General features: G+C 69.2%; 13 protein-coding genes. 8 read left to right on the top strand and 5 right to left on the bottom strand.

What is annotated here, in order from left to right:
- Nucleotides 1-21 precede the first annotated feature (21 nt).
- From BW949_RS15010 to miaA, 5 genes are all read right to left on the bottom strand, one after another.
- Complete coding sequence (locus BW949_RS15010) at nucleotides 22-546, bottom strand: holin family protein (protein ID WP_076367495.1); 525 nt, start codon at nucleotides 544-546, stop codon at nucleotides 22-24.
- On the bottom strand, nucleotides 537-1,148 hold the full coding sequence (locus BW949_RS15005) for a holin-associated N-acetylmuramidase (protein ID WP_076367493.1): 612 nt from the start codon (nucleotides 1,146-1,148) through the stop codon (nucleotides 537-539). Before BW949_RS15005 ends, BW949_RS15010 begins: the two co-directional genes overlap by 10 nt.
- Before the next feature lie 78 nt (nucleotides 1,149-1,226).
- Nucleotides 1,227-1,754 (bottom strand): TIGR00645 family protein, encoded by a 528-nt coding sequence (locus BW949_RS15000; RefSeq protein ID WP_076367491.1) that lies wholly within the window; start codon nucleotides 1,752-1,754, stop codon nucleotides 1,227-1,229.
- A gap of 122 nt (nucleotides 1,755-1,876) precedes the next feature.
- Nucleotides 1,877-2,860 carry an AraC family transcriptional regulator gene (locus tag BW949_RS14995; protein WP_235816327.1) on the bottom strand — a complete coding sequence of 328 codons (984 nt, stop codon included), beginning with the start codon at nucleotides 2,858-2,860 and terminating at the stop codon, nucleotides 1,877-1,879.
- Between the two features lie 179 nt (nucleotides 2,861-3,039).
- Nucleotides 3,040-3,996: a tRNA (adenosine(37)-N6)-dimethylallyltransferase MiaA gene (gene miaA, locus BW949_RS14990; RefSeq protein WP_083947797.1), complete on the bottom strand. Its 957-nt coding sequence runs from the start codon at nucleotides 3,994-3,996 to the stop codon at nucleotides 3,040-3,042.
- 33 nt (nucleotides 3,997-4,029) lie between these two features.
- On the opposite strand from miaA, the gene pyrH reads away from it, so the two are divergent.
- The 8 genes from pyrH to bamA all read left to right on the top strand — a co-directional run bounded on the left by pyrH (nucleotide 4,030) and on the right by bamA (nucleotide 13,039).
- Nucleotides 4,030-4,776, top strand: coding sequence for a UMP kinase (gene pyrH / locus BW949_RS14985; protein ID WP_076367489.1), 747 nt, complete (start codon nucleotides 4,030-4,032; stop codon nucleotides 4,774-4,776).
- A gap of 184 nt (nucleotides 4,777-4,960) precedes the next feature.
- Entirely contained in the window at nucleotides 4,961-5,524 is a 564-nt protein-coding gene (gene frr, locus BW949_RS14980; RefSeq protein WP_076367487.1) for a ribosome recycling factor, read from the top strand.
- Nucleotides 5,525-5,857: 333 nt separating this feature from the next.
- Nucleotides 5,858-6,586 (top strand): polyprenyl diphosphate synthase, encoded by a 729-nt coding sequence (uppS, locus tag BW949_RS14975; RefSeq protein ID WP_268875858.1) that lies wholly within the window; start codon nucleotides 5,858-5,860, stop codon nucleotides 6,584-6,586.
- A complete protein-coding gene (locus tag BW949_RS14970) occupies nucleotides 6,583-7,476 on the top strand; it encodes a phosphatidate cytidylyltransferase (RefSeq protein ID WP_083947795.1) in 894 nt (297 codons plus the stop codon). Before uppS ends, BW949_RS14970 begins: the two co-directional genes overlap by 4 nt.
- 5 nt (nucleotides 7,477-7,481) lie before the next feature.
- On the top strand, nucleotides 7,482-8,666 hold the full coding sequence (gene dxr / locus BW949_RS14965; RefSeq protein ID WP_076367485.1) for a 1-deoxy-D-xylulose-5-phosphate reductoisomerase: 1,185 nt from the start codon (nucleotides 7,482-7,484) through the stop codon (nucleotides 8,664-8,666).
- 3 nt (nucleotides 8,667-8,669) lie between these two features.
- A complete protein-coding gene (gene rseP / locus BW949_RS14960) occupies nucleotides 8,670-10,025 on the top strand; it encodes an RIP metalloprotease RseP (protein ID WP_076367483.1) in 1,356 nt (451 codons plus the stop codon).
- 177 nt (nucleotides 10,026-10,202) lie between these two features.
- Complete coding sequence (locus BW949_RS14955; protein ID WP_076367481.1) at nucleotides 10,203-10,388, top strand: hypothetical protein; 186 nt, start codon at nucleotides 10,203-10,205, stop codon at nucleotides 10,386-10,388.
- Nucleotides 10,389-10,708: 320 nt separating this feature from the next.
- A complete protein-coding gene (gene bamA, locus BW949_RS14950; protein ID WP_076367479.1) occupies nucleotides 10,709-13,039 on the top strand; it encodes an outer membrane protein assembly factor BamA in 2,331 nt (776 codons plus the stop codon).
- Nucleotides 13,040-13,041: the final 2 nt, after the last annotated feature.

The raw sequence follows: 13,041 nt of genomic DNA, 5'->3' as shown, positions 1-13,041 counted from the left end.
GCAGACCCGCCGCGGGCAGCCTCAGGGCCCGCTTTGCCCCTGCCATTCGGCCAGGGCCGGGTTCGGGCCCGGATCAGGGCTTGCGGTGGGGGCTGCGCCCGCGCCGGGCCTGCGCGGGGCCTGCGTCAGGCGCCCCGCCGTCGCCACGGATCGGACGCGAAAATGATGCGCCTCGCGCGCGCCGAAATAGAAGCTGACGATGGCGCCCAGAAGCCACCACAGCGGCTCGGGCACCGCGGCCAACCCCTGCATACGCGTCGTGAACCCCGCCGGGTCCACCATCGCATGGACGAACAATCCCAACGTGCCCAGCGCCAGCATCGGCCGCGGCAGCCGGTTGAGCCCGTTGACCAGCCGGTCGAACAGCCCCGCCCCCGCGCTCTGGAATTCCGTGCCGTGCTGGGCCAGCGCGGCCATGCGCACCTCATGCGCGGTCTCGAGCGCGCGGGTGGCATTGGGGGTGAAGACCTCGGCCACGGAACTGGCCGCCCCTGCCAGCGCGCGCGTGGCCTCGGGCGTGCCGATCAGCCGCGCGATCAGTCCCATTTCGCCACCCTTGCGCGGTGCTCGGCCTCGGTCAGGTGGAAGCGCGGCGCGATGAAGGCCTCGGCGCGGCGGATCCAGCCGCCCTTGCCGCCGTCGCGGGCACGGGCGAACTTGCGGCTGGCGGGGCGGGCATCGGCCAGCGCATAGTAATAGTTGCGCCGCGCGATCCCATAGGCATCGGCGATATGGCCCGGCGCCGCGGCGGCCGCGCGATGGGCGGCGCGCAGCGTCAGCGGGCCCAGCGCGCCGTCCACCTGAAGATCCTGGCCCATCTGGTTCAGCAGCCGCTGGAGCACCCGGATCGCATTGCTTCCGGCGTTGACATACATGTCGAAGACGCCGGGTTGGAGCGGGGCGGGCAGGGCCGCCAGGCCGGGCCTGCGGAAGTAATGTTCGATGAAGATATCGGTGGCCTGATCGCGGCTCAGCCGGCGCAGGTCGGCCCGGTCCACGTCGCCGTCGCCGTCAAGGTCGATCCCCAGCCGGCGCAGCGTGCCCAGCGTGACGCCCCGATTGGTGGCGCCGCCCGGATCGTCCGGGTCGTCGACATAGCCCCCCTCGCGCGCCACGATCTCGCGGGCGATTTCCTCGACATCCTGCATTGCAACCCCCTTGCATTCATCCCGCAAGAGGGTGCGGCGGCGCGCTTAACGCCGCGCGAAGCGGGCGCGCGCTGCGGTTCAGCCGGCGTCCTTGAGAACCTTCTTCTTCGACACCTTGGCGTTGTTGGTGATCCAGTCCATCGCCGCCAGCAGCACGCCCGAGATGACGAAGACCAGATGGATGATGACCATCCAGCGGATCTTGTCGTCGGTGTATTTGTCCACATCCATGAAGACCTTGAGCAGATGGATCCCCGAGATCGCCACGATCGAGGCCACCAGCTTGAGCTTCAGCCCCGAGAAATCCACCTCGTCCTGCCAGTCGGGCCGGTCCTCGTGCTGCGCGGTATCCATGCGCGACACGAAATTCTCGTAGCCCGAGAAGATCACGATCAGCAGCAGGTTGGCCGCCAGCGACAGGTCGATCAGCGCCAGCACGCCCATTACCGCGTCGTCCACGCTCATCCCCGGGATGGACAGCGCGAAATGCCACAATTCCATCCCGAAGGAATAGAGCAGGATCGCCAGCGCCCCCACAAGGCCCACATACATGGGTGCCATCAGCCAGCGGCTGGCGAAGAGAAAGGTCTCGATTGCGCGTTCCATCGCGGTCCCCGGAAATGACGAAAGGATGTTGGTCGTGGATGGCGGCCCGCGGCGGTGCGGGCGCCTCGTGTCCGTGTTGGTGTCGGTGATCTAGCCGCGCGGGGGCTTGGTGAAAAGGGGCGTCAGACCCCGCGGCGGAAGTCCGAGGGCGTCTGCCCGGTCTCGGCGTGGAAGGCGCGGGTGAAATAGGCCGCCGAGGCAAAGCCCAGGCTGGCGGCGATCTCGCCCACCGGCGCGCGGGTGTCGCGCAGCAGCCGGCGCGCCTCGTGCAGGCGGCGTTCGCGCAGCATCTGCGAGGCCGAGCGCCCGCAGGCCTCGCGGCAGGCGCGGGTCAGATGGGTGGGCGTCACGCCCAGCTCGGCGGCGAAATCGGCCACGTTCAGCCCCTTGCGGAAACCGCCTTCCAGGGCTGCGGCATAGCGCGCGGCCAGACGACGGGGGGCCGGCAGGCGCGGGGCATTGGCGCCCGCGCCGGCGGTCTCGACCTGGCGCTCGAGCCAGACCCCCAGCAGGCCCAGATGATGGCGCAGCGCGCGGTCCGAGGCGGGCCGGTCGCTTTCCATCTCGCGCGCGACCGCGTCCAGAAGCCCGGTCAGTTCCGACTGCACCTTGGGTTCGCGCAGCCGCAGGTGGTGGCTGGCGGCGGGCAGCGTCACGTCGCAGGCGCGCCCGAAATAAAGCACCGTGCCATGCGTCTGCGGCCCCAGATCGAAGGCATGCATGACGCCGGCGGGAATGAAGATGGCGTTGTTGGCGGCATAGCCGCGGGTGATGCCGCCCAGCGTCAGCCGGCCCTGGCCGCGGGTGATCCAGACCAGCATCGGTTCGGAGAGCGCGCGCATGGTCTCGACCCGCCAGCGCCCGCCGGCGGCCATGCGCGGGATCGTGGTCAGACGCAGACGCGCGGGCGTCTCGGGGATGGTGGTGACGGCGCGGCGCGCGTTTTTCGCGCCCGGCGCGGAGGCGGCCGGCGTCGATGCCGCGACTGCGGCCGCGGACGAGGTGGGCGCGACCGGGGTCGGCGCTGGCGAGACGGGCGCGGGCGAACGGGGCTTGGCGGGCGCGTCGGCAAATTGCGACAGCGGGGGCGCGGTAAACAGCTTCACGGACGGCAATACCCTGTCTGGGCTGCGCGGGCGGCGGACCCGGCGGCGGGATGGACGGATGGTCTTGGCAGCAGCGCCGGGACAGGCCCGGCCACCCCGGTAACCCCCCAGGGCGGCGTGAAGTCTATGTGCGAATCCCTTGGAAACGAAATGTTTTCTCCGTTCCTGCGGGGTATGCCTCAGACCCCCACGATCTTGTGCCAGTCGCGCATCCGGGCGCGAAACCATGTGCGCTGGCGCTTGGCATATTGCCGCGAAGCCGCCTGCGCGCGGGCAATCGCTTCGGGCCGGTCGATCTGGCCGCGGGCCAGCGCGATCAGCTCGCGCGCGCCGATCGCCTGCGCCCAGAGCGCAGATTCGTCCCAGATCCCGGCCACGGCGGCCACCTCCTCGGGGGCGCCCGTGGCCATCATCTTCTCGAACCGCGCGTCGATGCGCCCCGCCAGCGTCTCGGGGGGCACCTCCAGCAAGAGCGGCGTCGCCCGGCTCAGCGGCAGCAGCGGCGGCGGCGTCGCATCCTGCCAGGCGGCCAGCCCCCGGCCCGTCGTGCGCTGCACCTCCCAGGCGCGCTGGACGCGCGCGGGGTTGCGCCGGTCGATACGTGCTGCCGTCGCCGCGTCGATCCCCTCCAGAAGTGCCGCCACGCCGCCTGCGCGCAGCAGGGCGTCGGCCTCGGCGCGCACCTGATCGGGTGTCGGCGGGATCTCGGCCAGGCCTTGCGTCAGCGCGGTGAAATAGAGCCCCGTCCCCCCCACGATCACCGGCCGGCGCGGCCCGGCCAGAAGCGGCGCCAGATCGCGCAGCCAATGGCCCACGGAATAGCTTTCGCCCGGCGCCTTGTGGCCATAGAGCGCATGCGGCAGGGCGGCTTCGTCTGCGGGTGTGGGGCGCGCCGACAGCACGCGCCAGCACGACCAGACCTGAAGCGCATCGGCATTGACCACGACCCCGCCCAGCCGTGCGGCGATCTGTGCGGCCAGCGCCGATTTGCCCGAGGCCGTCGCCCCCGCGATCAGGACCGGCCGGTCCGGCGCGGTCCCCTCCAGGATCGCAAGGGCACGGGAAATCGGGGGCTCTGACACGGGCGGGGCTCCTGGGCGCCGAGGACGGTTGATTGCCCGCGCCTTTTGCGACATTTTCCGCGCCGATGGCAATGCGAGGGGAAGTTCATGTCGGGCCAGGACAACGACGCCGATGGCGGTGCGAAGGTAACCTATCGGCGCGTGATGCTGAAGATTTCGGGCGAGGCGCTGATGGGCGACCAGGGCTATGGCCTGCACCCGCCCACCGTGGCGCGGATCGCCTCCGAGGTGAAATCGGTCCATGATCTGGGGGTCGAGATCTGCATGGTGATCGGCGGGGGCAACATCTTCCGCGGGCTTCAGGGCTCGGCGCAGGGGATGGAACGGGCCACGGCCGATTACATGGGCATGCTGGCCACGGTGATGAATGCGCTGGCGATGCAGGCCGCGCTCGAGGCGCGCGGGATGCACAGCCGGGTGATCTCGGCCATCCGGATGGACGAAGTGGCCGAGCCCTACATCCGCCGCCGCGCCGTGCGGCATCTGGAAAAGAAGCGCGTGTGCATCTTCGCGGCCGGCACCGGCAACCCCTATTTCACCACCGACACCGCCGCGACGCTGCGCGCCAACGAGATGAACTGCGAGGCCATCTTCAAGGGCACCAAGGTCGATGGCGTCTACGACAAGGACCCCAACAAACACGCCGACGCGAAGCGCTATGACAACGTGACCTATGACGAGGTGCTGCAACAGCATCTGGGCGTCATGGATGCCTCGGCCATCGCGCTGGCGCGTGACAACAACCTGCCGATCATCGTCTTCTCGCTCGACGAGCCGGGCGGGTTCCGCGGCATCCTGTCGGGGCAGGGCACCTATACCAAGGTCCAGGGCTAAGAGGGCAAGGCACGGGCCGCGGGCGCATGGGGGCCGCATGTCCCCCCGCGCGCGCGCGCCCCATGCGCCCTGCGCGCCTGCGCCGACTATCTTTCGCATGACAAAGCGGCTAGAACGGGCGCGATCGGGGCATGCCTTGCCCGCGCGCCCCCCGAACCGCGACAACAAGACGGAAAACGCAGATATGTCCGACGAAATCGAGATCGACATCGATGACCTCGAGCGCCGCATGGAAGGGGCCATGGTCGCGCTCAAGCATGAATTCGCAAGCCTGCGCACGGGGCGGGCCTCGGCCTCGATCGTGGACCCGGTGATGGTGGATGCCTATGGCTCGATGACCCCCATCAACCAGGTCGGCACGATCAACGTGCCCGAGCCGCGCATGGTCACCGTCAACGTCTGGGACAAGGGGCTGGTGAACAAGGTCGAGAAGGCCATCCGCGAATCCGGCCTGGGCATCAACCCGCAGACCAACGGCACCATCATCATGCTGCCGATCCCGGAACTGAACGAGGAACGCCGCCGCGAGCTGACGCGCGTGGCCGCCCAATATGCCGAACATGCGCGCGTGGCGATTCGCAACGTGCGCCGCGACGGCATGGACCAGATCAAGAAGGCCAAGACCGGCGGCATGTCCGAGGACGATCAGAAGTTCTGGACCGACGAGGTGCAGGCGCTGACCGACCGCATGATCGCCGGCGTCGACAAGGCGCTCGAGGCCAAGCAGGCCGAGATCATGCAGGTCTGATCTGCCGCAAGGCTTTGGGCCGGGGGCGCCGTCTTCGCGCGCCCCCCGGCGATGCGGACGCGCGATGGCAGGGACGAAGGGCGGAAAGGGCGCGCCATGACGGCAGGCAAGACAGCGGGCAGGGACGGGGCTGCCGCCATCGCGGCCGACGATCTTCCCGCACCCCCCTGCGGGGGCGATGTCCCCGCCGATGAGCGCGCGGCATTGCTGGGCGCCGTCTCCGATCTGGTAACGGGGGACGGCTCGGACGACCCCGCCCCCTGCGGCGAGGGCCCCGCCACCCCCGAGGAAGCCGCCGAGGCCGCGGCGCGTATCCTGGCCGCGGGTTCCGGCGTGCCGCAGGGCGCCGGCGGTGCGGGTGCGCCGCGCCATGTCGCCATCATCATGGACGGCAACGGCCGCTGGGCGCGCGAGCGCGGCTGGCCGCGCCTGGTCGGGCACCGCCGCGGCGCCGAGCGCGTCAAGCAGGTGGTGCGCGCCTGCCCGGACATGGGCGTCGAATGGCTGACCATCTATGCCTTCTCGACCGAGAACTGGCGCCGCTCGCGCGAGGAAGTCGTGGGGCTGATGGGGCTTTTCGCGCGTTATATCCGCAAGGAAGCCGACGAATTGTCCAAGGAAGGCGTGCGGATGCGCTTCATCGGCGACCGCAGCCAGCTGGACCGGCGCCTGCGCGACCTGATGACCGGCATCGAGCACCGCACCGCCGCCAACACCCGGCTGAACCTGACGGTGGCCATCAATTACGGCGGCCGCGACGAGATCGTGCGCGCCGCGCGCCGCCTTGCGCGCGAGGTGGCCGCCGGGCGGCTGGCCCCCGACGAGATCGACTTCGCGGCGCTGGCGGCGGGCCTTGACACCGTGGGCCAGCCCGACCCCGATCTGGTGATCCGCACCTCGGGCGAATTGCGCAGCTCGAACTTCCTGCCCTGGCAGGCCGCCTATTCCGAATACGAGTTCACCCCGACCCTCTGGCCGGATTTCTCGCCCGAGGAACTGCAACAGATCCTTGCGCGTTTCGCCGCGCGCGAACGCCGGTTCGGAGGCGCGAAGACCCGATGAACGAGACCCGCCAGGACAAGAGCCCCGACACGCCCCCGCAGAACGACACGCCCCCGCAGAACGCCCCGAACGCGGGCAAGGCCCCGAACTGGGGCGATCTGCGCGCGCGCACGGCGTCGGGGCTGGTGATGCTGGCCCTGGGCGGGGGCGCGATCGCGGCGGGCGGGGCGTGGTTCCAGGCGCTTGCGCTGCTGGTTGCGGGGGCGATGATCTACGAGCTTTGCGCGATGACCGCGCCGGGGCGGCGGGTCGAAGCCGGGGCGCTGGGGGCGCTGGCGGCCGGGGTTCTGGCCGGGGTGCTGGCGCTGGATGGCGCGGCTTATGCGCTCCCGGCGCTGGCGGTGCCGGGGCTGGTTGCGCTGGCCCGGCCGCGGCGCGACCGCGGGATCGTGGGTCTCTATGCGCTGGCGGTGATGCTGACCGGCTACGGTATGGTGGTGCTGCGCGACGGCGCGGGCCTTTTGTCGATCCTGTGGCTTGTTGCGGTGGTCGTGGCCTCGGATGTGGCGGGTTATTTCGCCGGGCGCCGCTTTGGCGGGCCCAGGTTCTGGCCGCGCGTCAGCCCCAAGAAGACCTGGTCGGGCACGGTCGCGGGCTGGGTCGCGGCGGCGATCGTCGGGCTTCTGGTGGCCGGGATCGACCGCGCCACGGGCGGGACCGCCGCCCCCGGCGCGCTGGCCGTGCTGTCGGTCGCGGTTGCCTTCGCCGGCCAGATGGGGGACATCGCCGAAAGCGCCATCAAGCGCCGCGCGGGGGTCAAGGACAGTTCCGGCCTGATCCCCGGCCATGGCGGGGTGATGGACAGGTTCGACGCGCTTGCGGGCGCGGTGGTGGCGGTCATGGTGCTCGGCCTTGTCGTGCCGCTGCCCCTGCCCGGCGGAGGGATGTGAGAGAGATGACGAAACGCAAGATTACCGTCTTCGGCGCCACCGGCTCGATCGGGGAAAGCACCTTTGATCTGCTGATGCGCCAGGGCGGGCGCGAAACCTATGACGTCGTGGCCCTGACCGGCGGGCGGCAGGTGGCGCGGCTGGCCGAACAGGCGCGCGCGCTGGGGGCCGAGGTCGCCGTGACCGCCTACGAGGACGCGCTTCCCGACCTGCGTGCGGCACTTCAGGGCAGCGGCATCGAGGCCGCGGCCGGCCCCAACGCGCTTCTCGAGGCCGCCGACCGGCCGGCCGACTGGATCATGTCGGGGATCGTCGGTGCCGCGGGTCTTGCGCCCGGTTTCCGCGCGCTGCGCCATGGCACCACGCTGGCGCTGGCCAACAAGGAAAGCCTGGTGACGGCGGGGCCGCTCCTCCTGTCCGAGGCCGCCGCCCACGGTGCGCGCATCCTGCCCGTCGACAGCGAACATTCCGCCGTCTTCCAGGGCCTTGTCGGCGAGCGCATCGAAGAGGTCGAGCGCGTCATCATCACCGCCTCGGGGGGGGCGTTCCGCGACTGGCCGCTTGAGCGGCTGGCGACGGCGACGGTCGCCGAGGCCTCGACCCATCCCAATTGGGCGATGGGGCAGCGCATCACGATCGATTCGGCCTCGATGTTCAACAAGGCGCTGGAACTGATTGAAACGCGGGAATATTTCGGCATCGACCCCGACAGGATCGAAGCCATCGTCCACCCGCAATCGCTGATCCACGCGATCGTCGGCTTTGTCGACGGGGCGCTGATGGCGCATATGGGGGCGCCCGACATGCGCCATGCGATCGGCTATGCGCTGAACTGGCCGGCGCGCGCGGATCTGCCGGTGGCGCGGCTCGATCTGGCGCAGGTGGCGCAGATGACCTTCATCGCGCCCGATCTCGAACGTTTCCCCGCGCTGCGTCTGGCGCGCGAGGTGATGGCCGCGCGCGGCATGGCAGGGGCCACCTTCAACGCCGCCAAGGAAGCCGCGCTTGATGCCTTCATCGCCGGGCGCATCGGCTTTCTCGACATGACGGCGGTGGTCGAGGCGACGCTTTCCGAGGCCGCGGGTCGGCCGGGTTTTGCCGCCTTGCCGAAAACTCTCGACGATGTGCTTGGATGGGACGCCGAGGCGCGCCATATCGCTGCGGGACACATCGCGCGGATGAGGAAATAAATCTTGGACCTTGCAAGTCTCCTGCCCGATTTCGGTGATCTTGGCCTCACGATCGCCGCCTTTGTCGTGGCGCTGTCGATCATCGTGACGGTGCACGAATTCGGCCATTACATCGTGGGCCGGTGGTCGGGCATCCGCGCCGAGGTCTTCTCGATCGGCTTCGGGCCGCGGCTCTTCTCGCGGGTGGACCGGCATGGCACGCGCTGGCAGGTGGCGGCCTTTCCGTTCGGCGGTTACGTCAAGTTCCTGGGCGACGCCAATGCCGCCTCGGCCAGCGCCGATGCCGCCAGCATGGACGGGATGGACGCACAGACGCGCCGCCAGTCGCTGCATGGTGCGCCGCTCTGGGCGCGGGCGGCCACGGTCGCGGCGGGGCCGGTGGCCAATTTCATCCTGGCGATCGTGGTCTTTGCCGGGGTCTACATCGCCTCGGGCACGGCGGTCACGCAACCCACTGTCGGCGGGCTTCATGCGCTGCCGCAGGGGGCGGGGGGCGTGCAGGCGGGCGACGTGATCGTGGGCGCCGAGGGGCGGGCGGTTGCAAGCTATGCCGATCTCGACGCGCTGCTGAGCCCGCCCGCAGGCACGCGCACCATGACCTATGAGGTCGAGCGCGACGGCGCGCGGCTGGTCGTGACGGGGCCGCCGGTGTCGCCGCCGCGGCTGGGCGGTGTTGCGCCGGGCTCGGCCGCGGTCGAGGCCGAGCTGGCCAAGGGCGATGTGCTCCTGGCGGCCAACGGGATCGAATTATCGACCTTTTCCGACCTGCAACGCGTCGTGAACGCGGCCGCGGGCACGCCCGTCGCGCTTGAGGTCTGGCGCCCCGGCGAAGACGGCACGGGCACGGTGTTCGAACGCACGCTGACGCCGCGGTCGACCGATCTGCCGCTGCGCTCGGGGGGGTTCGAGACGCGCTGGATCATCGGCGCGACGGGGGGCTATTTCTTCGACCCGGCGACGCGCCCCACCGGCGTGATCGAGGCGCTCGGCAAGGCCACGGGCGAATTGAGCTTCGTCATCACCTCGTCGTTGTCGGGGCTGTGGCACATGATCACCGGCGCGATCTCGACGTGCAACCTGCGCGGACCGCTGGGCATTGCCGAAACCTCGGGGTCGGCGGCGGCGACGGGGGCGCAGAACTTCGTCTGGTTCATCGGGGTGCTGTCGGCGGCGGTGGGGCTTCTCAACCTGTTCCCGATCCCGGTGCTGGACGGGGGCCATCTGATCTTCCACGCCTGGGAGGCGATCACCGGCCGCGCGCCCTCGAACCGGGTGCTGGGTTTCCTGACCACCGCCGGTCTGGCGCTGATCCTGACGATGACGGCCTTTGGTCTGACCAACGATCTCTTCTGCCCGTGATCCTGCGGGCGATCCCCGTCCGCCCGCGGCGCGACGCTTGGCCCGGTGGTGTTTTGGTAAGGCTTCGTTAAGGATGATGGCCCATTCTCTGCGGCCTGCCCCAATTCGGCCATAAACCCGTTCTAATCAGGGCGTCGGGGGAATCGCTGGCAAGCAAGGCGCCAAGGGGGATTCGAGATGCACGGGATCGGACTGGAAAAGATGAAGGTTCACGAGGGCGGTCTGGCCTTCATCCTCGAACTGGGGCTCGACCGTCTTTTCCTGCCGCTGGCCATTGCGGTGGCGCTTGTCTCGGCCGGCTGGGTCGCCGGCGAGATTGCCGCCCTGCGCGATGCCGCGCCCTACATGATCCAGCGCCCCTGACCTTCTGCCCCGCGCGGCGCGGCCTGAAACCGCAGATTTGCAAGGGCTTCGCGGCCCCTGACGCCGCTTTCGACGCGGTGCGAAATGTCCGGGCGTCCCCTTCGGAGGGCGCCCTTGTCATGTCGGCCCGGCCGCGGGCCTGCTGCGGGTGCATTCACCAGTTAAAGCGTCACACGACCTGAACGGCGCAAGTCCTTGTGGCCCGAGGTGGTTCGACGCGCTCGGAAAGGGGCGCGGCGCGGCCTCGGGTGTTTTGACAAGGCTGCGCTTTCCCGCTACTCACTTTGACGAAGATTTCACGATCTGATCTGGAGTGGCGCATGACGGTCGGTGGGCAGGGTTCGAAATCGCGGAAAACCCCCGCGACGGTCAGTCTTCGCAGCGCGACGCTGTCGCTTGCGCTGGCCGGCCTCGTGGCGGCGCCGCTGCCGGCGCTGGCACAGAATTTCCGCTTCGATCAGGTGTCGATCGAGGGGCTGGAGCGGATCGAACCGGCCACGGTCCTGTCGCTGGCCGGGATCGCGCGCGGGGAACAGCTGTCGGGCGGCGCGCTCAACGACGCCTATCAGCGCCTCAAGGATTCGGGTCTGTTCGAACGCGTCGAACTGGTGCCGCAGGGCGGGCGCCTTGTCATCCGCCTGGCCGAATATCCCACCGTCAGCCGCGTCGCCTTCGAGGGCAACAAGCGCATCAAGGACGAGGATCTTCAGGGGATCATCAAGATCGCGCCGCGCCGCGTCTTCTCGCCCTCGCAGCTCGAGGCCGACGCCCAGAGCATCGCCGATGCCTATGCCCAGACCGGGCGGCTGGCCGCGCGCGTCGATCCCAAGGTGATCCGGCGCGCCGGCAACCGCGTCGATATCGCCTTCGAGATCCGCGAGGGCCGGGTGAGCGAGGTCGAGCGCATCTCCTTCACCGGCAACCGCGCCTATTCCGACAGCCGCCTGCGCCGCGTGCTCGACTCCAAGCAGGCCGGCATCTTCCGCGCCATCATCAGCCGCGACACCTTCGTGCCCGAGCGCATCGAGTTCGACCGCAAGCTTCTGGTCGATTTCTACCGCGCCCGCGGCTATATCGACGCCGAGGTTCAGGGCGTGTCCTCGGAAATGGCTCGCTCGCGCGATGGCTTCTTCCTGAATTTCAAGATCCACGAGGGTCAGAAATATGCGCTGGGGCGGATCACCACCCGTTCCGAGATCGAGGGCGTGCCGGCCGGGGATTTCCAGGCCGCGCTCAAGATCAAGCCGGGCGTGACCTATTCGCCGCTGGCCATCGACAATTCGATCTCGCGCATGGAGGCGCTGGCGCTTCAGCGCGGCATCAACTTCCTTCGGGTCGAGCCGCGCATCACCCGCCACCCCGAGACCCAGACGCTGGACGTGGAATTCGTGCTGTCGCGCGGGCCGCGGGTCTTTGTCGAACGCATCGACATCGAAGGCAATGTCACCACGCTGGACCGGGTGGTGCGCCGCCAGTTCCGCAGCGTCGAAGGCGATCCCTTCAACCCGCGCGAGATCCGCGAGGCCGCCGACCGGCTGCGCGCGCTGCGCTATTTCTCGAATGTCGACGTGCAGTCGCGCCCCGGTTCGACCTCCGACAAGGTGATCGTCGACGTCAATCTCGAGGAACAGCCCACCGGGTCGCTGGCCTTCGGGGCGTCCTATGGGGTCAATTCGGGCTTCGGTGTCAACGTTTCGCTTCAGGAATCGAACCTGCTGGGGCGCGGGCAATATCTGGGGCTGAGCATCGGCACCAGCTCGGATGACCAGAAGAACTCGCTGACCTTCATCGAGCCCTATTTCCTGGGCCGCGACCTGAAGTTCAAGTTCAACGCCTATTACAACACCTCGGACGATTCCTCGGGCACCGATTTCTCGACCCGGATGGGCGGGATCACGCCCTCGATCGAATTCCCGGTGTCGGAACGGACCCGGCTCGAGCTGCGCTATACGCTGTCCTATGACGACCTCGTGTCGGTCAATGCCGGCTCCTCGCCGATCCTGACCAACGAGATCGGGGCGCTGTGGTCCTCGGGGCTGGGCTATACGGTGAGCTATGACACCCGCAAGACCGGGCTCAACCCGGATGCGGGCGTGCTGCTTCAGGTGTCGCAGGATCTCTTGGGGATGGGGGGCGATGTGCAGGCGGTGCGCACCACCGCGCTGGCCTCGGCCGAGAAACGCCTGGCCAGCCGCGACCTGCTGTTGCGCGCCGAGCTTGAGGCCGGGGCGATCGGCTTCATGAAGGGCAACAGCCGCGTCATCGACCGCTTCATGAATGGCTCGAAGATCCGCGGCTTCGAACCCGGCGGCATCGGCCCGCGCGATATCGGTGCGGCCAACCAGGACGTGCTGGGCGGGAATTATTACGCCGTCGCCCGTTTCGAGGCCGAATTCCCGCTGGGCCTGCCCGAGGAATACGGCATCACCGGCGGGGCATTCTTCGACGTCGGGTCGATCTGGGGTCTCAGCACGACCGCCGGCGGGATCAACGTCCAGAGCGAGGATTTCAAGCCCCGCGCCGCGGCGGGTGTGTCGGTCTTCTGGACCACGCCGCTGGGGCCGCTGCGCTTCAACTTCGCCAAGGCGCTGGTCAAGGAAGACTACGACGAGGAACAGAACTTCGACCTGACCATCTCGACCCGGTTCTGAGG

It is taken from the genome of Phaeovulum vinaykumarii, assembly GCF_900156695.1.
Taxonomy (GTDB): domain Bacteria; phylum Pseudomonadota; class Alphaproteobacteria; order Rhodobacterales; family Rhodobacteraceae; genus Bieblia_A; species Bieblia_A vinaykumarii.
The sequence above is the reverse complement of the archived record's forward strand: the minus strand, read 5'-3'. Positions and strand labels throughout refer to the sequence as shown.

What these genes read in the sequence shown, in the direction of transcription:
- BW949_RS15010 (WP_076367495.1), bottom strand. Translation starts at nt 546, where the DNA reads ATGGGACTGATCGCGCGGCTGATCGGCACGCCCGAGGCCACGCGCGCG.
- BW949_RS15005 (WP_076367493.1), bottom strand. Translation starts at nt 1,148, where the DNA reads ATGCAGGATGTCGAGGAAATCGCCCGCGAGATCGTGGCGCGCGAGGGG.
- BW949_RS15000 (WP_076367491.1), bottom strand. Translation starts at nt 1,754, where the DNA reads ATGGAACGCGCAATCGAGACCTTTCTCTTCGCCAGCCGCTGGCTGATG.
- miaA (WP_083947797.1), bottom strand. Translation starts at nt 3,996, where the DNA reads ATGTCGCAAAAGGCGCGGGCAATCAACCGTCCTCGGCGCCCAGGAGCC.
- pyrH (WP_076367489.1), top strand. Translation starts at nt 4,030, where the DNA reads ATGTCGGGCCAGGACAACGACGCCGATGGCGGTGCGAAGGTAACCTAT.
- frr (WP_076367487.1), top strand. Translation starts at nt 4,961, where the DNA reads ATGTCCGACGAAATCGAGATCGACATCGATGACCTCGAGCGCCGCATG.
- BW949_RS14970 (WP_083947795.1), top strand. Translation starts at nt 6,583, where the DNA reads ATGAACGAGACCCGCCAGGACAAGAGCCCCGACACGCCCCCGCAGAAC.
- dxr (WP_076367485.1), top strand. Translation starts at nt 7,482, where the DNA reads ATGACGAAACGCAAGATTACCGTCTTCGGCGCCACCGGCTCGATCGGG.
- BW949_RS14955 (WP_076367481.1), top strand. Translation starts at nt 10,203, where the DNA reads ATGCACGGGATCGGACTGGAAAAGATGAAGGTTCACGAGGGCGGTCTG.
- bamA (WP_076367479.1), top strand. Translation starts at nt 10,709, where the DNA reads ATGACGGTCGGTGGGCAGGGTTCGAAATCGCGGAAAACCCCCGCGACG.